We start from the raw sequence: 24,441 nt of genomic DNA, 5'->3' as shown, positions 1-24,441 counted from the left end.
CCGCAGGGCTGCTTTTGCGGCCGCTTCCGCCACGTTCACCTTCCCTTGATAAAGGACGCTTTTTGGACACGTTGCTACACTTCGTTAACCTTGTCTTGCATATCGACAAGTTTCTGGGCGACTTCATTCACGTGTATGGCACCTGGGTCTACGCGGTGCTGTTTCTTATCGTGTTCTGCGAAACCGGGCTCGTCGTTTTGCCATTTTTGCCGGGCGATTCATTGTTGTTCATCGGCGGCGCCTTTTGCGCGAGCGGTGAAATGAATCTCGGCCTGCTGATCGTGCTGCTGCTTGTTGCGGCGGTCGCGGGCAATACGGTCAACTACATGATTGGGCGGGCCATCGGACCACGAGTGTTCAATTCGCATATCCCTTTCCTTGAACGCTTCCTCGATCGCGCTGCGCTACAGAAGACTCATAACTTCTACGAAAAGCATGGTGGCAAGACCATCGTGCTGGCGCGTTTCATTCCGGTGGTGCGCACTTTCGCCCCGTTCGTAGCCGGCGCATCGGAAATGACGGTTAGCCGGTTCCAGTTGTTCAACATCCTCGGCGCGTTGTTGTGGGTGTTGCTGCTGGTGTTGCTTGGCTACTTCTTCGGCAACATTCCGTTCATCCGTCAATATCTGAATGTGATCGTGCTGGTGGGGATCGGCGCGGCCGTGGTGCCGGTTGTGCTTGGCGCGATATGGAAAATGACGCGTAAGAACGCCGCGGCCAAGTCGGGTAGCCGCTAACGCTTCACATAATACGAAGCTGGACGAACAAACGGCGTCGCGAATCTCGCGACGCCGTTTTCTTTTGAGGCTTGCCTTCTGCTGAGTTGGGCCGAAACCTCCAAACCCCGATAGGCTTAACTGACCATACGCGGCGCAAGCGGCGTTTCCGGTGTCGGATAACCTGCATCCTTGAAGGTCTGGATGATCGCGCGGTTGGTGTCGAAGTAGACCTGCCAGTAATGGTCGGTGTGCGTATAGGGCCGCACGCACAGCAACGGTCCTTCCGGCGTGAAGCTGAGTACTTCGATATCCGGCGCGGGACTCTCGGCCACGTTCGGAATCTGCGTGACAGCGGCCTTCAGCCGGCTCATTGCATCCGTAGGATCGACGCCGTTCGCGATCTTGGCGGTCAACTCGACACGCCGCACGGGCAATGCGCTGTAGTTCGAGATCGTGTCCGAAAAGATCTTGTTGTTGCCGATGATGGTCGTCACATTGTCCGGCGTCACGATGGTCGTGCCGAACAGTCCCAGCTCTGAGACCGTGCCCGTGACGCCGCCCGCCATGACGTAATCCCCCACCTTGAACGGCCGCAGCACCTGCATGAAGATGCCTGCCGCGAAGTGGGCGAGCAGGCCGCCCCACGCCGTGCCGATCGCAAGACCGAGGCCGGCGAGCAAAGCAGCGAACGAGGTGGTCTGAACGCCGAACACCTGCAGGATCGCGAGGATCAGCAGCAGGTTCAGCAGCACGCCGAGAATCGAACCGAGGTAATGAGCGAGGGTTGGATCGATGCGGCCGTTTTTCGACAGCAGCTTGCGAAGCAAGCCGGTGATCAGGCCAATGACCCAGCGGCCGACGACCCACAACACGATCGCGCCGAGTACCTTGGTGCCGAGGTCGATGCCTCGGGTCATGATGAACACGCGTACGGTTTCGAGATCCAAGATGTTCCTCGTTGGTTGAGTTGCCTTCGACTGATTGAACGGCGGGAGTGCAATACAGCGGCAAATGCCCGGTGGCGGGCGCAAACGGTAACCCTCGGTCTTCGGAAGTTATAGGCGACGGCGCGCCCATACGCAAGCTCCGTTCCTGACGATGATGCGGATTGCGTGACTGAAGAAAATGGCCCGAGTGGCGTTACATCGGCAGACGTGATTCGGAATACCGGGACGTGCGAATGACCAGTGCGTTGTTGTTTGATTTGGCGTGGCGCACGCGCCGCGCCGCGTACTGCCAGGCCAGTGCGGCAATGGCCGCCACCGCATAGGCGCCGCCGCGTTCGAAGAATGCACTCGACGTACTGAACTGGCCATACCGGCTCTGCGCATCGGCGAATACCAGAAAGGTCAAGGCGGCATCGAGCAGCAGCGCGGTCGATGCCAGCGCGACGAAAATATGCGCGCCATTGAGTGCGGCGCCAGGCACGAGCCGATTGCCCAGGCGGCACGCGCTTAGCACGATAGCCAGCAATGCAAGGTTCGAGACAAGGTCGAACAGAAAATTGGTCATATTGCCGGAATGAAAACGCAGGGATCTGCGGTGTTACCGAAGCGTCTGCTCACACGGCGCGACAGCGTGATTTGCAGAATGGGCGGCGATCATTGCACGTCTTCACATCTCGATAAATATCAACGTTCGGAGTCCGTTGTATCTGCTCGGTATCGGAGAGGCGTGCTGTAAGAGGGGCTTCATGGTTGCGTGAGGTGGTGTGAATTGCGCTGTGGGAATGCTTCACGCCTGAATGCGACCGTCGTAGCTTTCTGTTTGCTTGCCACAAATCTTTAACGATCCGCAGCGACAATGCCGGTCATGCCTTAGGTGGCATTTTTTCCGGGTTGCTTTGCACACGTGTGCAAAACACCGTGACGACTCCGCAAATTCAATGAGATATCGCATGAAACTGTTCAGTAGCCTGCGCGCCGTGTCCGTCGCGGTCGCCCTATCTGTCATGACCTTGAGCGTCAGCGCGGCTGATCTCGTGATCGCGGGCCGCGACGACATCTATGGCAAAGGCCTCGCGGAGGCGGTCGCCGGTTTCACGAAGCTGCATCCGGGCGCTGACATCGAGCTGCTGAAGCTGCCGAATGCGAATCTCTATCAGAAGCTGAAGCTGTCGATGCGCGAAGGAACCGGTGCATACGACCTCGTCATGATGGACGACACCTGGTCGCCCGAATTCATCGCGAACGGCTGGCTGAAGCCGCTTCCGGCCACGCTCGCCGATGCCGACATGGTCGCGTCGACCGTCGCGCTCGGCCGTGCGCCGTCGGGCGGCCTGTATGCGTTGCCGGTGGTCGGCAATGTTGAAATGTTCGCCTATCGCCGCGACCTGCTCGCGAAATACAAGCTGCAACCGCCGCGCAACTGGGACGAAGTGCTGAAAATCGCGCAGGTCGCCGGCGGTGCGGATGCAAGCGTATCCGGTGTGGTGTTTCGCGGCACCAAGGGCAACCCGGTTGTGACGGGTTTTATGCCGATTCTGTGGGCGTACGGTGGCGACGTGATCGACCAGGGCGGCAAGGTGACGATCGATTCCCCGCAAGCACTGGCGGCATTGAAGATGTTCATTGCGCTGAAAGCCTACGCGCCGAAGGACGTCGCGGTTTACGGCGCAGCCGAAGTGCGTGACGCCTTGCAAAAGGGTGCGGCGGCGCAGGCGCTCGAGGTGTGGCCGGCATGGATTCCGGCGCTCGACGATCCGAAGCAGTCTCGCGTGGTCGGCGAGGTTGCGCTGCAGGCGCCCCCTGGACAAGTGAAAGGACCTTCGCCGATGCTAGGCATCTGGCAGATGGCCATTCCGAAAGACGCACCGCATGCACCGCTGGCGCAGGAATTCCTCACCTACCTGACCGCGCGCGACACGCAGACGCGGCTTGCCGCGATGGGGATTCCGCCGACCCGCAAGAGCGTGTTTGAGGACCCGGCGCTCGTGCAGCAATTCCGCTGGTATCCGGATCAGCTCAAGGCGCTCGAGGCAGGCCGTGCCCGCCCGCGTGTGAAGGATTGGCAGCAGATCGAGAGCATTCTGGGCGACGCTTTGCAACTTGTGCTGACGGGGCAGCTTGCGCCCGACGCAGCACTGCATCAGGCCGCGCAAAAGATCACGCCGGCGATGGCCGCGGTAGTCAAATAACGGCGCGGCCTTGAGCAATCCCATGAGCGCCGTGCGTCGTTTTCTGCCATTGGTCCTGCTGGTCGGGCCGGCCGTGCTGGTACTCGGCGTACTGGCGCTGTACCCGGTCCTGCGCGTCCTGGTCGATTCGTTTTTCAGCGTCGACTACGCGTCGGGGCAGCGCGCCTTTACCGGGCTGGAAAATTATCGCTCGGTGCTCGCGGACAGTGAGTTTGCGGCGAGTTTCTTCAATACGCTGCAATTCACGGTCGTGGCGTCGGTCAGCGAGGTGGTGCTGGGCGGCGCTTTGGCGCTGCTGTTTTCCCGTGCATTTCGCGGCCGCCGTTTTGTCATGCCGTTCCTCATTCTGCCGATGATGCTGTCGACGCTGGTGTGCTCGGCAATCTGGCGCAACTGGCTGAACTACAGCGGCTTCCTGAATGCCTTGCTCGCGGTGTTCGGTTTGCCGGGCGTGCAATGGCTGTCCGATCCGAACCTGGCGATCTGGTCGCTCATTCTCGTGGACGTCTGGCAATGGACACCCATGGCATTCCTGATCATTCTCGCCGGCTTGCAGTCCATCGCTCCCGAGCTGTATGAGGCGGCCCGCACCGACGGTGCGAGTGAATGGCAATGTCTGCGCCACATCACGCTGCCGCTTATCGTGCCGCAGATCGTGCTGGCCATGTTGCTGCGTTCGATCGACACCTTCAAGCTGTTTGACAAGGTCTATGCACTCACGGGCGGCGGTCCCGGCAACGCGACGCAGACGCTGTCCACCTATGTCTATGACACGGGCTTCCGCTTCTTCAATGTCGGGCCGGCCAGCGCCGCTTCGGTGCTGATGCTCCTGGTGTCGGCCGTGCTGGTTTCGGCGAACGTATGGTTGTCGATCCGCAAGGCAGGCGCATGATGAATTCCGCTACGTCATCCCCTCATTTTCGTCCGGCGGGTCAGCATGCGGTGCTGTGGTTGCTGCGGGCCACCGCGCTGATCCTGTTGCTGCTGCCCTGCATCTGGATGCTCGGCGCCGCGTTCACGCCCACCCTCGAGCGTCTCGATCATCCGCTCGCGCTGTGGCCGCAGGTACCGACCCTGCAGCACTTTGAATCGGTATGGGCAAGCGGCATTGGCCGCCAGTTACTGAATTCGCTGCTCGTGAGTTGCGGCACCACGCTGCTGTCGCTGACACTCGCGTTTCCGGCCGCCTACGCACTCGTGCGCCTGCGCTTTCCGGCGCGCCTCGATCTGCTGTTCCTGATGCTGGTGCTGGCAGTCAAGCTGATGCCGCCGATTACGGTGGCGGTGCCGCTGTTCACACTCGCGAAAAACCTGCATCTGCTCGATTCCGAGTTCGGACTGATGCTTGCCTACCAGGTGTACACGCTCCCGCTGTCGATCTGGATGCTGCTTTCGTTCGTGCGAGAAATTCCCATCGACTATGAAGAGGCCGCCTGCCTCGATGGCGCCGGCCTCGCCCAGCGGCTCGTGCATATCGTGCTGCCGCTGTGCGCGCCCGGGTTGGTGGCCACCGCGATCTTCGTGCTGATCACCGCCTGGAATGAATTTCTGCTTGCCCTGCTGTTTCTCTCCACGCCGAGCCGCTTCACGCTGCCGCTCGCCGTGGCGGGCTATGTCACGGAGAACGGGATCGATTGGGGCGATCTGATGAGTGTCGGAATGATCGCGTCCTTGCCGACGCTGGCGGTCGCGGGATACGTGCAGCGGTACTTGTTGCGCGGCTTTTCCGGCGGGCTGAAATAAATCGAATAAAGCAGGCGTCACGCGCCGCTCGATGGCGCCTGCGTCAGGTGACATTGTCAATGTGCCGGGTGCCTGGGCGCCCGTCTACCTACCACACTGGAGATCCATTCAAATGAAGAAGCACTTGGTGGTCGCGATGGCGGCTGCAGGCCTTGCAGCGACCACGACGGCCCAGGCTCAGAGCAGCGTCACGCTCTACGGGGTCATCGATAACGGCATTGTCTATCAGAACAGCAGCACGTCGCGGGGTTCGACGACGGGTGGCCACTCCGCCGTCACGATGTCGAACGGCGCATGGGCCGGCAGCCGGTTCGGCCTGAAGGGCGGTGAAGATCTCGGTGGCGGTACGAAGGCGATCTTCCAGCTCGAAGCCGGCGTGAACAGTGCGAACGGAAACTCGCAGTTCACGGGTGGGATGTTTACGCGCCAGGGATGGGTGGGCTTGACGAATCCGGCCTACGGTACGTTCACGGCGGGTCGTCAGTACACCTCGTACTACACGCTGCTTTCGCCGTATAGCCCGACGACTTATCTGACGGGTTTTTTCGGCGCGCATCCAGGCGATATCGATTCGCTCGACACGACGATCCGCGCGAACAATTCGCTGGTCTATACGTCGCCGAAGGTCTACGGCTTTACGGTGAGCGGTTCGTATGCGCTTGGCGGCGTGGCGGGCAGCACCAATGCCGGCTCGACCTGGAGCGCGGCGATCCAGTATCTGAACGGCCCGTTCGGTATTGCAGCGGGTTTCCAGCGCGTCAACAATTCGACGCCCGGCGGTGGGGCATGGGGTGCCGCCTCGACGACGAACTCAGGCGGTCAGCCAGGCGTCTCGGCCATCAACAATGGCTACCAGACCGCGCAAGGACAGCAACGCGTCGCGGTAACAGCGGGCTACAAGTTCTCGCCGGCTTGGGACGTGTCGATGTCCTACTCGAATGTTCAGTACATCCCGGGCGTGGGTTCGTCGTTCCGCAACACGGCGACCTTCAATACGGCAGGCGCAGTATTGCACTGGAAGCCGACAGTGAGCTGGGATTTCGCGGGCGGGTATAGCTATACGCGCGCAACGCAATCGAACGGCATCACGAGCGCGGCGCAATACCATCAGATCTCGCTGACGCAGTACTACAGCCTGTCGGCGCGTACGGGTCTCTATCTGGGCGAAGCGTATCAGCACTCGAGCGGCAAGACGATCGGCTCGAACGGCGTGAACATCATCAACGCCACGGCGTCGATCGGCGACGGCTTCAATGGCTCGCCATCGTCGTCCGGTAGCCAGTTCACGGCGGGTGTCGGCATTCTGCACCGGTTCTGACCGTGGCCGCCGCTGCAAGGCGGCGCGCTGCACCCGGCTCCGCAGTTATGCGGGCTGCCTCTCATCGCGTATGAGGTTGGGAGGCAGCCGTCTGCTGTGGCATTGCGCCGTGGCTTGAGGCGACGGTATTACGACAGGAAATACACGGTGGCTACACTCACACTCCGTGCGGTCTGCAAGACGCGGCACGCTCGGCAACAGATTTTGCGCGACATCGATCTTGACGTGGCGGACGGCGAATTTGTGGTGCTGGTCGGTCCTTCGGGTTGCGGAAAATCGACCCTGTTGAGGATGACGGCCGGGCTCGAGAGCATAACGTCCGGCGACATCAGGATCGGCTCGCGTATCGTCAACGAGGTTGAGCCGCAAGAGCGCAATGTCGCGATGGTATTTCAAAGTTACGCACTCTATCCCCACATGACGGTCGCGCAGAACATCGCGTTTGGTCTGCGGATGCGCGGCATGACGCCGGAGAAAGTTCGCGAGCGCGTCGCGGCAACCGCACAGATGCTTTCACTCGACGCCTTGCTTGAGCGCAAGCCGCACGCGCTGTCGGGCGGACAACGGCAACGGGTCGCCATGGGGCGCGCGATCGTGCGCGAACCCGCGCTCTTTCTGTTCGACGAGCCGTTGTCCAATCTCGACGCCAAATTGCGTAGTCAGATGCGCGCGGAAATCCGCAACCTGCACGCGCGCCTCGGTACGACGACGCTCTATGTCACGCACGATCAGGTTGAAGCGATGACGCTGGCACAGCGAATCGTCGTGCTGAATCAGGGGAGCATCGAACAGATCGGCACGCCGGAGCAAATCTATGAACGTCCGCAGAGCACTTTTGTCGCCAGCTTCATGGGCGCGCCTGCGATGAATCTGCTGTACGGCCGACTCTCCGATGACCGGCGGCACTTCGACGTCAACGATGGACCGAGGATTGCCATTGCCGGCGTGAGCGATTCTGGCGTGGATATCGTGGCCGGTCGCGGGTGCGTGCTTGGCATTCGTCCCGAACACGTGATGCTGGCGGCCGCTGGCGAAGGAGCCGAGCAACCGATCCGCCTGCCTGTCGATGCGTGCGAGATGCTGGGGGCGGACAATCTCGCCTTCGGCAGCCTGGGCAAGCAGAGTCTGGTGGTGCGTCTGCCGTATCACCGGCGACCTGCGCCGGGCGAACTGCTCGACGTAATCTTGCCGGCCGGACAGCTTCATTTTTTCGACGCACCGAGCGGTCGGCGCATCGCTTGAATGGCGTTCAGGCGCAGCTTTTTCGCACTACGCCCGCTATCGGCACCACACAGGTGCGAGATGCGCCGGAGAACGCGTTCATACGCTCGATCAGCATGTCGGTCGCGGCATTCGCCAGAGCATGCGTGTCCTGCTGGATGGTGGTGAGTTGGTAGTTTTCATAGCTGGCGGCAGGAATATCATCGAAGCCCACCACCCGAAGCTCATCCGGCACACGGATCGCGAAGTGTTGCCGCGCGGCATCGATAAAACCCAGTGCGAGCAGATCGGACGAGCAGAACACGCCGTCGGGACGCACTTCCTGATTCAGCAGCGCATGCGCTGCCGCCATGCCGCATTCGTAGGTATCGGCCGCCGTGACGTGCGTCCCGACTGGATGGGCAAGCTGCGCGTTTTTCTTTGCAATGCGCTGGATGGCGCGAACAAAACCGGTGCCGCGCGATTTTCCGTTGTAACTGGTCTTCGTCGGCCCAACGAAAGCAAGCCGCGTAGCGCCGGCATCGACCAGCATTTGGGCAGCCAGCGCGGAGCCCGCTGCGTTATCGCTCACCGCGACGTCCGCGCCGGGCAGATTCGATGCGCGGTTGATCATGACGACGGGAATCTCGCCTTCGAGGTACTGGCGAGCGAGATCGAGCGGGGGCGACGCGGAGGTCATGATAATGCCGGCGATCCGGTAGCTCAGCAGCATGTCGAGCGATTGCTTGGTTTGTACCGGATCTTCCGCGTTCATCACGAGCGGGGTGAGCTGGTGGCGCCCGAGCGCGGCGATGATCTGCGACAGCAGCTTCGCGCGAAACGGGTTTTCGAAGCCCGCGGTGACGACGCCGACCATGCTGCTGCGCTGCATGATCATTTCCCGCGCGATCAGGTTGACCTGGTAGCCGAGGGTGCGGGCAGCCTCCATCACACGCTCCCGCGTTTCGGGTGCGATGCTGGCGGTAGGCGAGAAGGCGCGCGATACGGCAGAACGCGAGACACCGGCGCGGCGCGCGACATCGGCGGCGGTAACCCAAAGCGTTTGTTTCTTCGGCATGTGTTAACGAGTGAGGGGATGCAAAACTTGCTCCGCGCAGCTTGCCCGATCAAGAGGACAAGAAGATGACCGTCAAACAATATACAACGGCAGAAAGCGATTCCCAGGCCACTTAATCCATTCCAACCTATGCACATTGATACTGCCGCCCCGGCGCCGGCTTGCTGGATGTCGAACCTTTCCGACGATTCTGCGTTGAACCAATTAACGTTGCCGGGCAGCCACGATAGTTGCGCCTATACCGTGGAAGATTGCCTCGCGAAAACCCAAGGCGCGAGCCTGGCGGAACAATTGACGCGCGGCGTGCGGGTACTCGATATTCGTTGCCGGCATGAGGGTGATGTATTTCACATCAATCACGCGCGCATTCCGCTTGGCCTGATGTTCGACGATGTGATCGCCGTGTGCGCGGCGTTTCTGGCGCGGTGTCCCGGCGAATGTATCGTGATGTCGGTCAAGGACGAATGTGGCAGCCAGGACTGCTCGCGCAGCTTCGCACAGACGTTCGACTCGTATGCCGAGCGCTATGCAGACGTGCGCTGGTATCTGGGCGACACCATTCCGCGCCTGGGCGAAGTGCGCGGCTCGATCGTGTTATTGCGCAGGTTCGCAAGCGAGTCTGCGCTGGGGATCGATCTGTCGATGTGGCCTGACAATGCCACGTTCGAACTCGACCGGCCGGGAGCGGCCTTTTCCATTCAGGACGAATTTCGCGTACCGGTCGAGGTATCGATCGATTACAAATATCGTGCGATCGAGGCACTCCTTGTTCTCAGCGGGTCGCGTGCGTCGGAGCGCTGGGTCGTCAATTTCTGCAGCGGTACTGGAATGGGCGCAAATCCACGCAGGGTGGCCTGCGGAAGCGGCCGGCGTCGCGGTATCAACGACATGCTGACCGAGCGCCTCGTGACGTACGACGGACCGTGCGGGACCATGATGATCGACTTCTGCGAGCACGCGGACTGGGCGCTGGTTCGCGCGCTGGTGGCACGCAATGCTAGCGGACTCTCAATGCCGACTTAGTTCGGCTTACCCTGGCTGTGGTGCGTCAGGAGCAGCAAGCGCAGGCGCGAGATATCAACGGAGGGGTTTCCGACGAATCAGGACAACTCTTGATGCCGCGCTGCTTCCCCATTGTTTTCGGTCTACTTTGCTACCGGACGGTCGCCATACCTGTCCGTCAAAAGGATTCAGGTTCATGCATCCCATGCTCAATATCGCTGTCAACGCCGCCCGCCGCGCGGCGCAGATCATCACCCGCGCGTCGTTCGACCTCGATCTGCTCCAGGTCAGCAAGAAGCAGCACAACGATTTCGTTACGGAAGTCGATAAGGCATCCGAAGCGGCGATCATCGATACGCTGAAGACCGCCTACCCCGATCACGCGATCCTCGCCGAAGAATCCGGCCAGTCGGACAACGAGTCCGAATTCCAGTGGATCATCGATCCACTCGACGGCACAACGAATTTCATCCACGGCTTTCCGTACTACTGCGTGTCGATCGCCCTCGCGCACAAGGGGACGGTCACGCAGGCCGTGGTCTACGACCCGACCCGCAATGACCTGTTCACGGCCACGCGTGGCAGCGGTGCATTCCTGAATGACCGCCGAATTCGCGTGGCGGCGCGTGACCGTCTCGCAGACGGCCTGATCGGCACCGGTTTCCCGTTTCGCGATACGGCGGACCTCGACGCCTACACGCGCCTGTTCGTCGAAATGACCGGGGCTTGTGCCGGCCTGCGCCGTCCGGGCGCAGGCGCGCTCGATCTCGCTAACGTCGCGGCCGGCCGCCTCGACGGCTTCTTCGAACAGGGTTCCAGTGCGTGGGATATGGCGGCGGGCAGCCTGCTGGTTACGGAAGCGGGTGGCCTGGTTGGCGACTATGTCGGGGGTTCCGATTTCTTGCGCGTGGGTGAAATCGTCGCGGGGAACCCGAAGTTATATGCGCAGATGGTGCCCATGCTCACGGGGTACAGTCGCACGAAACTGGGATTGCCGTGAGGCCTGCAGAGGGAGAGGGGCGCGTGTTCTTTGCCCCTCTTTTCAGACGGTTTTCACGCAGTTGCGCGGGCAATTACGGCTCGTCGGATTCGCGTAGCTGAATTTGCGCACCAAAGAAAAAGGGCTCAGCTTGCGCTGAGTCCTTTAAATCTTTGGTAGGCCGTACGGGATTCGAACCTGTGACCAACGGATTAAAAGTCCGCTTAAAAATGCATGTAATTCAATGAGTTACCGTTGTTTCTTCTCTTCATTCGTCCGCAATTTAAGACGTTCGCCATCGCGCTGCAAGTACTTTCTGCTACGATTGCGGAGCATTTTTCCCGCCGTGTTGGCAACCTGCGACTGCCTGTTGAGCGACGCGGTGTCAGTGGCTTGGTTGCGATAGATAGTTATGCCGCCCGTTTGCGGGCGAAGTGAGATTCTGCTATTATGAAAGCCTATGCACCAAGCCGTCTGGCCCAATGACTTCATGTCTGAACACTGGGGCAGCTATGTGTAGGACGGTACCTAGGAGAGCACCAGAAACGTTTCGTTTTAGCGCCGCAATCCTTTGTATCGCCTCTGCGGGTGGAATACTGCGATAGAGACGAATTTAAGCGGAATTGACCTAGTCAATCTCCGCTTTTTTCATTAGTGGAAGTCGTTGCTGAACATGTTGATGTGGCTGGTCTCCTTTACAGACACGATCTCATCGTGACAGTTCGGGAATTCCCCGCTAATTCTAGGCTTATCACCCGCTCTACGAGTGACGTTGAAGTGTCGATCGAAAGGGATCCTCTTCCCAAATCTAAAATTTCCGCAGATTTCGCACGCCAAGGTATGGGGTGCGCCCGTGGCCGGGAGGGCGTGCCGCTCCGGGCCATACTCGAAATGCTTGTTGCTGTCGTCTATCCAATATAACGTCCTATACGCGGACTTCCGTCGTGGCAAATCTGCTATCACACCAGTCGGTTCGATGAAACTTAAATGCTCGGTAAGCCGGCCAGATATGTTTTCGGAATGACATTTGAATCTCATCGGGGATGTCCGCGAGCACGTCGCGCTCTTCTTCGATGTCCGTAAGCTGCTTGCGCAGTAGGTCCCGGTCGCGCTTCATGGTGTTCCTTTGGTCTAGTTTGGACGCCCCGTTACCTACAAGTCCTAGCGCATCATGACCGGTGCATGCGACGATCGGAATCACGACGGTCAAGAATCTGCTTCGAATCGTTTTGGTACCTCTCAAGGAGACCATAGTCGCCGTTGCTCAGGTTTCCTTGCTCGCGGTAGCTATCAACCAGTGCGATGGAATCGACCAGGTTGGAACGCAAGGCGATGACATCATTCATTTCCTGCGCGCCTAGCGGCAGTTGACGTACTGCTGTCATTCGTTGCAGGAGTTCGGCAAATTCGACACTTGTGATCGAGACAAGTGCTGCTGATTGTTGTCGCCGCATCGCTTCGACGTTTCGCGCGATGAAGTGCAGCGTGTCGAACGCAAGATTCCCGATTTCTGCACGGGTTTGCTCCGCACGCCCCTTCCGTTTTTTCTGCTCGCTGCTTTGCGCATTGCTCGCGTACCAGACGATCACGCCGAGCGTGCCTAATGCCTGCAACCAATATGCCATGACGGCCGGACTGTAGCCCCCGATGGAACTTCCGTTCTGCGATCCGGTCACGGTGCCGAAAAACGCCAGTATAACTACCGCAACAGCGATCAAGAGAACCGTAACGACACGTCTAGGGTTTTGCATGACGATGGTAGATTTGCTTATGTGAATTGTTAGGTGTTCTTCGATGCCGATGGTACCAGTGGTGACCGGTGACCACCCTGGAGTAATAGTTTGCTCAGACGGTTGTCGTGTACAGCGAGGATCAAGGCAGTCAGATCGATGCCTTAACTGTACTGTCAGGATCCACTCGTTGCCCGCTCACGGCCGACGCAGGCCGCACGCGGCTGCTGCGCTTTCTGGGAGAGGAAGTTGTTGGAGCAACTGTTTCATCTGGTGTTGCATTTCCGTTCCGGACGTCCCGCGGAAGTGGATACGCCGTATCCGCATGAAGAAGTCGATCGGCTGCACTGGCGCTCGACGTGATTATAAAGAGCAAAGGCGTGGCCACCAGGTTGATTGCAGACAGTATGCCGACCACGATCGGATTAACTGTGCGGGTGACTGGACCACCGAGGACCAGTAGCACATACCCGGTCATGATGATAGCGAGTACCACGCCAGACACCTGGCTAAGCGAGAGTCGAGGATTCCTACGCGCATCTTCATAGCGCTTTCCGTCCAGACTGAGCCTTACAAATCCACGAGCCTGTCCGATTGTTCTTAACACGACCATCGGGTTGTCGCGCTCGAGTGCAAACCGGATGTCGTCGCCGGATAGTTCGATGCGTAGGGCATCCCGCACAGCCACTTGTAACGCCCCAGACGATGCAGTACGCCAACCCTGATTACCCTTCAGGAGTGCGTAGAGGCGCTTCGTACGTCCCTGCGAGAAACGCAGCGTGCCATGTCGAAACCTGATCCAGGTTACGGCACCTACGATTGGTGCGCTGAGTATGGATACGACGGTGGCGAGATGACTTTGCTCGAGAAAAGTAAGGACGGCACTGAAGCTCATAGGCACTCCGACTCGATCGACGAGTTGCAATGTTATCAACCAACGATACGTCGTGAAAAAATTGATCGGGTGACGGCCGGCAGAAGAGCCCTGCGTTTCTATCGAACCCAGGCGATGATTCCGGGGGGGAAGACCGATGAAGCGATACGTCTCGCAAGCAGAGGGCTCTCGATATGCTTATTCGAAGCTAATGTTTTCGGTCGTTGCCCAGCCCACTTTGTTCGCGCACTGACCTGACAATATCTTCACCCTTTGCCACATATCGAGACCAGCCATCTTGGCCGTTTCGCCTTCATAAAGCGAAATGGGTGTGCCGGCCGGTGCAAGGCACACTTGAAGGTTCGGGGCGGTGGCGGCATCGAGTGTCGGCCGGGAGACGACAAGGCTTGCACCTGCTGAGCGATTCCGCAGCACATAACCCTTCTGATGAGGGGTTGCCGAACTGCCATAGTTGATCGTCACATTTCCTTGGTTTGTACCAATGGCAGGGCTTTGCGTACCTGCGGTCGACACTTGAGGCTTCAGCTCATCTTGCGATGCTGCTACCGGCGGATAGAAGTACAACGCGAGACTGACGATGGATGCGGCAGAGCCCCAAAATCCGATCTTTTCTATCATAGATAGATCCCTGTGCCATGAAAGCAATTTCGAAAAATACATGATGTCATAGTGAAGCTGTGTGGCCTCCTCGGTATATCGGTGAAAATGGCGCAATCTTTAGTGCACATGCGGTTGCTTTTATGCGTATTGCGTGTGTTTCGGTATGGTGAGCTAATCCGACATTAATCACTTGTGCTCTGCGACATCTGGCATGCGAAACGACACGCCTGTAAGATCGCTATAGCGACGTCAGGCCTAGGGCTCAGATCGAGTACTTCCTTTGATGAGGTCATGTAAGCCTCTGGGGGAGAGTCGGATCGAACAATTTCGCTCTAACAATCCACCCAACTGAAGCGGCATCAAAACTTTCTAGCGTGTCGAAAGAAACCACGGCGATTTCCATCAGGATTGCCTGAGAAACCACCAGTGCGGGCTGCTTCAAGGAGATGAGCTCATGGCCGCCTTCGAGGGCCAATCCGCGAGTGTTACCAATGCCAACGGGTTAAGCAGCGACCTGATTCAGATAGTATCGCTGCGTGATTGCTACAGGTGACAGGTAGTGAAGTCGGGCCTGCCTGCGTTGCCTGTTATAGAGGATCGCCATGTCTTGATAGTGGCGTGGTCATACGCCCGGGCGCGCCCCTTGTATTTTCCGTCCGCTTTTGCGATCGCGATGCCCCGGCACTGCATCTCAACGCGGTTCAGATAGTCGGCTTCGCGCTGCGTGGCCATGAACGCCAGAACCGCGTCGCGCGTCGCTTTCTCGATGGAGTCTTTGGGCTTCCCGTCAAACGCCATTCCGCTGAGCGTGCATTCGACGCGAACACCGAGGTCCATTGATGTCGGTCACAGAGGCCTCGCCGCACTCCGTCGATATGCCACCGAATATCAGGAAATATAAATGTAAGCTTATGCATCTGGAATTAATGCATTTTAAATCTGTGTCTTGAAAAAGACAGGCGAACAGATATGACATTCATGTGTCGGAAGATTCGGTAAGATTCGATCCGAAAAAAACAATTCGGATAAAAAATAATGCTACGGGGTGCTCGTGAGAGCAGGCAGCGACTCGCCCAGATAGAGGCGGCGCGGCAGGCAAAAATGTTTGAGGCGGCGTCAAAAGGCATGGCGGAGCAAACACGGCCGCTATGGATGAAGGCGACCGCGTGCGTCATGGCGGTGGTGACCTACCTGCTGCCGGGCATGCTTACGCTGGACGAGGTCGCGCATGCTGCGCCGATCGTCGACCCGCGCGCACCTATTCCGTTTCAGCCCACCATTACCCAGACGAGTACCGGTATTCCGGCGGTCAATATCGCCGCGCCGAATGCCAACGGTATTAGCGTCAATAGCTATCAGTCATTCAATATCGACAGCAACGGCCTGGTGCTGAACAACAGCCTCACATCGGGTACGCCGTTGCTGGGCGGCACGCTTGGCGCCAACCCGAATCTTGCCGGTCGTGCGGCGAGCGTGATTGTGAATCAGGTCACTACCACAGGACCTGCTTCAACACTGGTCGGCCCGCTCGAGGTATTCGGCAGTCCCGCTTCGCTCATCATCAGTAATCCAAACGGAGTTTCCGTCAACGGGCTTTCGTTGACCAACGCGACAGGTCTCGTACTGACCACCGGCACACCGCAATTCCTGACCGGTGTCGGTGGTGCGTCGACGGACTTTGCTCATGCGGGCTCGCTTGCTTACAACGTGACGTCGGGCAATGTATCGATCAACGGTCCCGCTGGTGTAAACGGTCCTGGGGTCGGCATCGAGGGCACGGTTGGCAATATCGATGTGATCGCGCAGACGATCAGTCTGAACGCACCATTGCGGGCAGACCAGCGCATCAATCTGGTCACGGGCAATCAGCTCGTGAGCCCGACGGCATCAGACGCATCGGGCACGAACTATGGCACCGCAGCCAACGGCGCGGCCAATACGGCGGCCGCGATCGGGAACAACGCGGTAGCCATCGACGCAAACCAGTACGGCTCGGTGACGAGCGGGCAGATTTATATCGTCTCGACGGCCGCCGGCATGGGGGTGAATACCCAGGGCGCGTTGACGGCAACGGCGGGCAATCTCACCGTCACCTCGAACGGCGACATCGCGGTGAACTCGACTTACGCGCAACAGGCGGCAAGTCTGACTGGCGCCGGCAAGGTGTCGATGTCCGGTGGCAATCTTGCCAATCAATACACGGTCAGCGCGAGTGGGGATATTGCTGCAGCAACGGCGTCCGTGCAGTCGGTGCAGGACCTCAATATGAACGCGGGCGGTGGTCTGAACCTCGGCACAGCTCAGTCCAATGGGAGTGTCAACCTTCGGGCCGGCGCCGACATGTCGGTGGGTGCGGTGCAGACAGGCAATAACCTGTCGATGACGACAACGGGCAGCACAGGCAACGGTGATATGACCATCGGCGGCGCAGTGTCTGCGCCGGGTGTGGTCGCGCTGAGCGCTGCTCGTGACGTGACAGTGAACGGCGCGGTCACGGGCGGTAGTACCGTGCATGTTCTCGCCCAACGCAATGCGACGGTTAATGGCCGGGTGTCGTCGTCGGGCGATCTCACGCTGGCGGGACAAACAGGCAACGTAACGACTACAGGAGACGTGCAGACGAGTGGAAACCTCAGCGCCACTGCCGGTCGAACGATGGCACTGGGCGGCAACGTTGCGGCAAACGGCAACGCGACACTCATCGCAGGTGCCGATCTTGGTGTGTCCGGCACGCTCGCGGGCAATGGCACGGGTGTGTTGAGCGCGGGGGGCAATCTCACGGCGAACGGTGCCGTAACCTTCGGCCAGAACGCGGCGCTTACGGCCGGCCAGAACGTCAATCTGCCTGGCGCTGTGACGGCTGGCGGAACCTTGAACGTGACGGCCGGCAACAGCTTGACGGTGGGTTCCGCAGCGGCCGCAGGCGATACAACGCTGGCAGCGAGCGGTGGTGCCGCAACGATCAACGGTGCAATCCTCAGCGGCGGAAACACGGCGGTTAGCGCTGCAACAGACGTGGCCGTTGCGGGCAGCATTACAGGTAACAAAACAGGCAAGCTGAGCGGCGGTCGCGATGTCTCATCGACCGGAAGCGTGACGTTCGGGCAGGACGCGATCGTTACAGCGGGACGTAACGCTAACCTCGCCGCCGCGGTCAAGGCAGGTGGTAATTTCTCCGTGACTGCCGGCAGCAATGTGACGGTGGGCGGCGCGGGCGTGGTGGGCAATACGACGCTGACTGGAACAAGCGGCGCCGTAACCGTCAACGGCGCGCTCGCTACCGGTGGCAACACGATCGTGAGTGCCGCCACGGACGCCATCGTCTCTGGCGCGATCACGGGCAATGGCACGGGAAATCTGAGTGCGGGACGCAATCTGTCGGGCGGCGGCACGGCGGGCTTCGGGTCGGATGCAACCCTGAGTGCAGGGCAGGCGATCAACCTGTCCGGGTCGTTGCAAACTGGCGGCAATCTGAGTGCGACTGCGGGTACCGGTCTGACGGTGGGTGCCGCAACCGCAGTAGGCAATACCACGCTTAAAGCTAACGGAGGGGATGCCGCGATCAACGGCGCGGTCCTGAGTGGTGGCGATCTCAACGCACAGGCTGCCGGCAATCTCACCGTGACCGGGAGTGTGACCAGTCTCGGGAAGACCGCTTTGACAGCTCAGGGCGGCAATCTGAGCGCACAGGGCGGCCTCAACTCTGCTGGTGATGCAACGTTAGCGGCGGCCCAGACTCTCGCGGTGACAGGCACGACTCAGGTTGGCGGCGATGCGACCCTGACTGGTGCAAACATCAGCACGGGCGGCACGACCACCGTCGCGGGCAATCTCAAGGCGACCTCGCAGAACAGTCTCGACCTGTCGGCCGGACAACTGAATGTAGTCAAGAACGCGACGTTGTCCGGCGCCAATGTGACGACGGGCAACGCGTTGATCGGCGGGAATCTGAGCGCGAACGCGTCGAACCAGTTGACGATGGCGGGCGCCCAGACCCTCGTTCAAGGCTCGGCTACGTTGTCTGGTCAGAACGCAGTCGTCAACACCGGTGGCGTGCTGGCGGGCGGCGCATTGACGGTGACCGGCGCGAGCGTAACGAATGCGGCGAAGGCAAGCCTGATCTCGACGGCAGCGACGACCGTCAACGCGACGAACCTGAATAACCAGGGATCGATTGCCGGCTTGACGACAGCGGTTACGGCAAATGGCGCGCTCACGAACAACGGCGGCGCGATTATCGGCACGAATTCGCTGAACGTCACGACAGGGAACCTGGCCGGCAACAATAACGGCGTCATTTTCGCTGGCAGTACGAGCGCTACGAACCCTGGCACGCCGGCTGATGCGACTGTCACCGTGACGGGCGGCAATGGCACATTCAACAATACCGGCGGTCAGATTCTCGCCCAGCACAATCTGACGCTGAACCTGCTGAATCAGGCGTTCGACCCGTCAGCGGCCTCGAGCGGCACGTTCAATCTCGGCAACGCGCTGACGATCAATACGCTGCAGCTCAACAACGCCGGTACGTGGGCTATGCCCGGCAATAGCGTATCGATCAACGCGACGCAGGGTTTCAGCAATAGCGGCACGATCAGCAAGGCCGGTGACATCACGCTGTCGACCAGCGGCACGTTGACCAATAGCGGCACCATTAGCGCAGGCAATGACGTCAACCTGTCCGGCACGATCGTCAATCAGGCGGGCGGGACGATCCACGCGAATGAGGACGTCAATCTCAACGGCACGACGACCAACCAGGGGACGATTGGCGCCGTGCGCGACATCAACCTCAATGGCAGCAGTTACGACAACACCGGAGCATCGACAGCGGCGGGGCGCAACCTGACTGCGAACCTGTCGGGGGATCTGACGAATGTCGGCGGCAAGATCACCGCGCAGAACGACATTACGATCAATGCGGCCAATGTGAATAACAGCCAGGCCGGGGCGAACACGACGACTACGACGACGTCGGCCACCACGATTGCCGCGGCCGGCATGGGGGCGGCGTTCCTGTCCACACCGATCGGATCGCTCACCTTCACCACGACTGAGCTGTCATACGCGGATGGCAGCGTCACAGGCTCCCAGACATTCACGACAAGCATCACCGGCCGCGTTGGCGATATGCAACTGGCCACCGCGACAACACCCGTTGCTCCAGACCTGAGTGGCGGGACGTTCTACGGTATTGCGTTGCCCACGGTCACCCAGACAACCACGACGACGCAGCCTACCGGTCAAAGCAGTGTGATTGCAGCCGGACACGATCTGTCGATTACCACCGGTGCGTTAAACAATCACGGCAGCAAGATTTCCGCGGGGAACAACGTCACGCTGAACGTTGCGTCGCTCGACAATGGTGGCGACGCCGCCACCACGACGATCACCGACAGCAGTGATGCCGCTTCGTATGCGAGCTTCCTCGCGCAACTGAAGACAGCGTATACGGCAGGGACGGTGGTGCCGATGCTTGCGCTCATCGATGGTGGCCTGAATCTGACTGGCGAGGTGGCGAGTCCAACGGCGAACGTGATGACCAGCGCGCCGCCTCCCGCCCAAACGTCCACGCTCACCGTCTACACGAGCCAGAATGCCGGACAGATTGTGGCGGGCAACGATCTCTCGCTGACCGGGACCGGTGGGGGGCTGACGAATGCTGGGAGTCTGTATGCGGGACAGGATCTGCGCGTAACAGCGAGCAGTTTTACGAATCAGGGCTACCACATTGACAGGCTGACTTCGAGCACCGGATGCGCCGCTGGGGTGTCCGCGACGAATTGCGGCTACTTTGGGACAAATTCTGGGCCCACGACGTACATGTACGAGCGTCCGGGCCAGCAGTTCACTGACGCGATGACCAACGCGGCCCTCGCGCAGTATCTGGTGAGTGGCTACTCGGTCCCGTTCGGACCGGGAAACGATACCGCGAACCTGTACGCCGATCGTACCGTTACGCAAACCTATAGCTACACGCAGACCGACAACACGGTGTTCGCGGGGCGGGACCTGATCATCGCCGTACCGACGGTCAACAATACGTACGGCAATCTGCTTGCCGGCCGCGATGTGGTGATCGGCGGCACAGGGACGACGCGCAGCAACACCGATCCGAACAATCCGCAGACGAACCTCACGCAGGCGTCGGGTGTCACGAATACGTCAGGCAACATCCAGGCCGGACGCGATCTCGCAATCAGTACGGCAGCGCTTACCAACACGATGTCTGCGCCGGTGCAGGTGTACCAGAACTATGGCACGACCGCGCAGTTCGGCTGCAGCGGCGCGTCAGTCCATTACTGCGATGCCTTTGTCGACCAGCAGTCGGGGGATGCCTCGACGATCACGGCGAATCGCAACTTGTCGTTCAACGTGGGCACGCTGGTCAACACCGGCAGTCTGATTACGGCGGGCAGTCAGGCATCGATCTCCGCGGCATCGAGCGTGACCAACCAGGACCAGACGCTGAATGCGTACTGGCACGATGCCTTCTTTGGCATCGTGATTGGTGGCTCGAAACCGCCCGACAACTTCGGTTGTGGAACCGCGGCAAACTGCTCGACGCTGTTCGGCAGCGCGTATCACGGGGGCGACAGCGTGCAGCCGCCGACGCCGTACAAGAGCCTGTCGGGCACGATCCAGGCACCGTCGTTGTCAGTGACTGCTGGCGGCCAGTTGCAGAACTCCGGCAACGTGTTGGGCCGGCAGGTCGCGTTGACGGGCTCAACGCTCGTCAACGGCATGACGTCGCCGGCTGTTTATACGCCGCAACCAACCGGTTCGAATCAGGTCGTTCCGCTTGGTCCGGTGGGCACGCCGGTTGTTGCGGCAAACGCGGCGATTCTGGCCGGCGGTATCGTGACTATCGGAAGCGGTCTGACCGGCGCATCAGGTGTAGCGGGCGGCATTGCGGCCAGCTCCAGCGGATCGTTAGGCACGGCGGGCAGCACGTCCGCAGGCGTCACCGCCCCGGGAAATGCAGCAGGGTCGATTACCGCCCCGGCCCTGGAGTTGGGTCCTCCTCCGCCGCCGGTGTCGCCCGGCGTCGCGGTAGCAACGGGCGCGTCTGCCACTAGCGGCGCCCCCAACATCAACTATCTGGTCAACAGTCCGGCCTCGCTGGTGATCGGCAACATCGGGCCGAGCCAGTTGCTGGCGAATCTGCCGGCGAGCCTGCAGCCGACTACCACGCAGTTTTACTACGACCCGTTTACCGAAAATCAGTTGTTGCAGCAGGCTGCGCTGGCGCAGACGGGGCAGGCAAGTTTCGTGAGTGGGCTGTCTTATGACAACACGAAACAGTCGTCCGTCACGGACCAGGAAAAGAAAACGCTGTACGGTAACGCGATCCAGTACGCCGAGGCGAACAACATTGCGCTGGGCACAGCGCTGACGCAGAACCAGATCGCCACACTCGACAAGCCGATGCTCTGGTATGTCGAAGAAACGGTGCCCGAGCCGGGATGTACAGCGACAGGAACGGCGACCTGTCCGACGGTTGATGCGCTGATGCCGCAGGTGTATTTGCCGCAGAACTATGCGGTGGTTCAGCACGACGGCACGATCAGTGGGCAGGACGTCACGCTTACCGCGTCGAACGGTGGATCGATCACGAATACCGGCTCGATTACGGCGACGGGTACGCTGACGGTCAACGCGGGTTCGTTGACGAACGAGCAGCGTTCGACGGACATCGGGACGCAGAGCACCTACATTCCCGATCTCTATGAGTTGATCAAGACCACGGGCACCGTCGCGCAGCAGGGCGGCTTCATGTCGGCGGGCAATTACCAGCTGAATGTCGATGCGGTGAACTCGATCGGCGGCACGCTGCAGAAGCTCAATGCGGATGGCACGGTCGACACCGCGGGGACACAGCAGCAACTGGCTGCGCTGAAGGCGCAGTTGGGCAGCAGCTTCACGCAGTCGACGGTACAGAACGATCTGCATACGAGTGTGACCTCGCTGGCGGACAGCGAGGGGATGTTCCAGACGATCGGGATGCTGGCGGTGATGGTGGTCGCGTCGGTGATGACGGCGGGGGCTGCGTCGGCCGCGATTGGGGCGGGTGCGCCTGTTGGGAGCACGTTTGCGGCGGGTACGGCAGCGACGGCGGGGAGCGCCGCGGTGCCGGCGGGGTTGGCAAATATCGCATTGTCCGCGGGCATCGCGGGAATGACGAGCAGCGCGCTGGGACAGGCCGCAAATGGCACGTTCAGTCTCAACTCGATGCTTGTAGCTGGCGCTACGGCGTTCGTAACTGCAGGGCTCACCAATGGTATTACGGTGAGCGACGGCACCCCGGGATGGACGTGGACCGCGTCGCCGAACAGCCTTGCGTCGCTGGCGGGCGTGCAGAGCGTCGGCAATGCGCTGGTGCCGCAGGCAGGGCAGGTGACGGCGAGTACTGTGCTTGCGCAGGGTGCGGCGATTGCGGGCGAAGCGACGATTCAGGCCGGTGTGCAGACGGCGCTGGGAGGCGGCAGCTTCCTGACGAATTTGCGTAATAGTGCGGTGGCCGATGTGGCTGCGGCGGGGGCGTATGCGATTGGCAATGCGAACGCGGCGGGTGATTTCGGTACGGGTGTGCCGGGCGAACTCGGGTATGTGGCGGCCCACAGTCTGCTCGGCTGTGCGGCAAGTGCAGCAGAGGGGAATGGATGCGCCAGCGGAGCCTTAGGAGCTGCATCGAGTGCGGTGGTGACCCCGTTTGCCCTCGCCGGTATCGATCCGAATGAAACATCTTTGAACCTTGGGCAGACTGCGGCGATCGAAGCGATCGCTGTGCTTGCAGGTGGAGCCGCGGCCGGAGCCCTTGGCCAAAACGTGACAGCTGGTGCAACATGGGCTCAGAACGAGGCGTTGAATAACGACTCGGCTACGCCCGAGCATATTCAGGCGGCTATCGATGGCGTCAAATCTGTCGGAGCATGGATCAACAGTTTTGGTACTGCGCTGGTATCCTCGGCTGGTAATGCAGCCAAACAGGGCGTCCTGCAGCTGTACGACAATACCTTCTATTCGGGGGTGCCTGGGTCTCCTGGCCCACAAAGCGAGCTTTACCAATCGGTTGTCCAGAATGGTCTGGCGGGTACCGCGCAGGCAATGGGCTCTAACTTCGTGAGCGCAATTCAGGCTGCGGCAAATGGCAACCCGACGGCGATCGGATCACTCGCCGGTGGCATCGCCTTAGGCGCCGCACTTGGAGGGATTGCCGGGGGAGCCGAGGCTGCAGCGACAGCTGATGGTGTCCAACTCGTAGCGGGAATTGAGAACGGGACGTTGGGAGTAAAAGGTTCCGCGTCGAGCCGGGTTCCTACAGGGGGCGATTTTGATTTACCGAGCGTCTATAACAGCCAAGTGCAGAGCGCTGCCACAAACAACGCGCCTCTCGGTCTTGGTTCAACCGGACGGGCTGTCCCGAACAACCTGCAGGAGCAACTGGCTCTTCAACAGGCGATGTCGAACCCGGCGGCTGGAGTACAGTTGCCCATCCCCTTGGGCGACTCGCGATGGCCGGCCACCGACGGTTGGGTGAAAATGTCGCAAAACGTGAATGGTGTCGAAATACACTACGTCCGGAATGTCAACTCCGGTGCCGTTGATGATTTCAAATTCAAGTGAGAGCTATGCGCGTCCTTTGTCAATCTAATACCGGTGCAAGTCTTCCGGAGAACGCGCGGTGTCGCGGTGAAACGGATCGAACTGAATTTGCCCCGCTAAAAATCGGCGACGAGTACATTGTCTACGGCCTGATGTTCCTATTCAGTCGGGTCGACTTTCTAGTGTGTCCGGGAGGCACCGGTCCTTACTGGGTGCCGAGCAATTTATTTACGGTTACGGATTCGACCCTTCCTGCATGGCGGATATGTCTGACGGGACAGGTTCGTGACTATCAGGGGTTGCTAGCGACGTTTGGTATTGCAGCGCTTGTCGGTTACGACGCGTTGGTTAGTGACTATCAGCATTACGTCGGAATTCTCGAGCGTGACCCTGTTCAGCTTCAAAGGTTCTTCGCCGCAAAGCAATCGGTAGACC

Annotated in this window: 14 protein-coding genes and 1 pseudogene; 9 read left to right on the top strand and 6 right to left on the bottom strand. The window is 60.0% G+C overall.

Annotated elements, in window-relative coordinates:
* Positions 1 to 62 precede the first annotated feature (62 nt).
* The gene (locus PQR67_RS24285) at positions 63 to 737 is read left to right on the top strand and encodes a DedA family protein (RefSeq protein ID WP_408464865.1); all 675 of its coding nucleotides are present in this window, start codon (positions 63 to 65) and stop codon (positions 735 to 737) included.
* A gap of 116 nt (positions 738 to 853) precedes the next feature.
* On the opposite strand, the gene PQR67_RS24280 is transcribed toward PQR67_RS24285, so the two are convergent.
* On the bottom strand, positions 854 to 1,666 hold the full coding sequence (locus tag PQR67_RS24280) for a mechanosensitive ion channel family protein (protein ID WP_408464863.1): 813 nt from the start codon (positions 1,664 to 1,666) through the stop codon (positions 854 to 856).
* A gap of 193 nt (positions 1,667 to 1,859) precedes the next feature.
* Entirely contained in the window at positions 1,860 to 2,231 is a 372-nt protein-coding gene (locus PQR67_RS24275; protein ID WP_408464861.1) for a hypothetical protein, read from the bottom strand.
* Between the two features lie 385 nt (positions 2,232 to 2,616).
* On the opposite strand from PQR67_RS24275, the gene PQR67_RS24270 reads away from it, so the two are divergent.
* From PQR67_RS24270 to ugpC, 5 genes are all read left to right on the top strand, one after another.
* The gene (locus tag PQR67_RS24270) at positions 2,617 to 3,855 is read left to right on the top strand and encodes an ABC transporter substrate-binding protein (RefSeq protein WP_408464859.1); all 1,239 of its coding nucleotides are present in this window, start codon (positions 2,617 to 2,619) and stop codon (positions 3,853 to 3,855) included.
* Between the two features lie 22 nt (positions 3,856 to 3,877).
* Positions 3,878 to 4,747: a carbohydrate ABC transporter permease gene (locus PQR67_RS24265; protein ID WP_408464857.1), complete on the top strand. Its 870-nt coding sequence runs from the start codon at positions 3,878 to 3,880 to the stop codon at positions 4,745 to 4,747.
* Positions 4,744 to 5,598: a carbohydrate ABC transporter permease gene (locus tag PQR67_RS24260; protein WP_408464855.1), complete on the top strand. Its 855-nt coding sequence runs from the start codon at positions 4,744 to 4,746 to the stop codon at positions 5,596 to 5,598. Before PQR67_RS24265 ends, PQR67_RS24260 begins: the two co-directional genes overlap by 4 nt.
* 112 nt (positions 5,599 to 5,710) lie before the next feature.
* Positions 5,711 to 6,916, top strand: a complete 1,206-nt coding sequence (locus PQR67_RS24255) for a porin (RefSeq protein ID WP_408464853.1) — start codon at positions 5,711 to 5,713, stop codon at positions 6,914 to 6,916.
* Between the two features lie 147 nt (positions 6,917 to 7,063).
* Positions 7,064 to 8,158: a sn-glycerol-3-phosphate ABC transporter ATP-binding protein UgpC gene (gene ugpC / locus PQR67_RS24250; RefSeq protein WP_408464851.1), complete on the top strand. Its 1,095-nt coding sequence runs from the start codon at positions 7,064 to 7,066 to the stop codon at positions 8,156 to 8,158.
* 7 nt (positions 8,159 to 8,165) lie between these two features.
* Here ugpC and PQR67_RS24245 read toward each other — a convergent pair whose 3' ends face one another.
* Complete coding sequence (locus tag PQR67_RS24245) at positions 8,166 to 9,194, bottom strand: LacI family DNA-binding transcriptional regulator (RefSeq protein ID WP_408464849.1); 1,029 nt, start codon at positions 9,192 to 9,194, stop codon at positions 8,166 to 8,168.
* Between the two features lie 195 nt (positions 9,195 to 9,389).
* Here PQR67_RS24245 and PQR67_RS24240 point away from each other — a divergent pair, with 195 nt between their 5' ends.
* Both PQR67_RS24240 and PQR67_RS24235 read left to right on the top strand, forming a co-directional pair.
* On the top strand, positions 9,390 to 10,217 hold the full coding sequence (locus tag PQR67_RS24240; RefSeq protein WP_408464847.1) for a phosphatidylinositol-specific phospholipase C: 828 nt from the start codon (positions 9,390 to 9,392) through the stop codon (positions 10,215 to 10,217).
* A gap of 175 nt (positions 10,218 to 10,392) precedes the next feature.
* Entirely contained in the window at positions 10,393 to 11,196 is an 804-nt protein-coding gene (locus tag PQR67_RS24235; protein ID WP_408464845.1) for an inositol monophosphatase family protein, read from the top strand.
* A gap of 1,148 nt (positions 11,197 to 12,344) precedes the next feature.
* Here PQR67_RS24235 and PQR67_RS24230 read toward each other — a convergent pair.
* The 3 genes and pseudogenes from PQR67_RS24230 to PQR67_RS24220 form a co-directional block, all read right to left on the bottom strand.
* Positions 12,345 to 12,926: a hypothetical protein gene (locus PQR67_RS24230; protein ID WP_408464843.1), complete on the bottom strand. Its 582-nt coding sequence runs from the start codon at positions 12,924 to 12,926 to the stop codon at positions 12,345 to 12,347.
* A 1,051-nt stretch (positions 12,927 to 13,977) separates the two neighbouring features.
* The gene (locus PQR67_RS24225) at positions 13,978 to 14,418 is read right to left on the bottom strand and encodes a hypothetical protein (RefSeq protein ID WP_408464841.1); all 441 of its coding nucleotides are present in this window, start codon (positions 14,416 to 14,418) and stop codon (positions 13,978 to 13,980) included.
* Between the two features lie 576 nt (positions 14,419 to 14,994).
* A pseudogene (locus tag PQR67_RS24220) lies at positions 14,995 to 15,237 on the bottom strand (recombinase family protein); the annotation flags it as partial.
* Positions 15,238 to 15,525: 288 nt separating this feature from the next.
* Between PQR67_RS24220 and PQR67_RS24215 the strand changes: the two are divergent.
* Complete coding sequence (locus PQR67_RS24215; RefSeq protein WP_408464839.1) at positions 15,526 to 24,027, top strand: beta strand repeat-containing protein; 8,502 nt, start codon at positions 15,526 to 15,528, stop codon at positions 24,025 to 24,027.
* The last annotated feature ends 414 nt before the right edge of the window (positions 24,028 to 24,441 follow it).

Origin of the sequence: Paraburkholderia fungorum, from assembly GCF_046026025.1 — a bacterium.
Lineage (GTDB): Bacteria > Pseudomonadota > Gammaproteobacteria > Burkholderiales > Burkholderiaceae > Paraburkholderia > Paraburkholderia fungorum_E.
The sequence above is the reverse complement of the archived record's forward strand: the minus strand, read 5'-3'. Positions and strand labels throughout refer to the sequence as shown.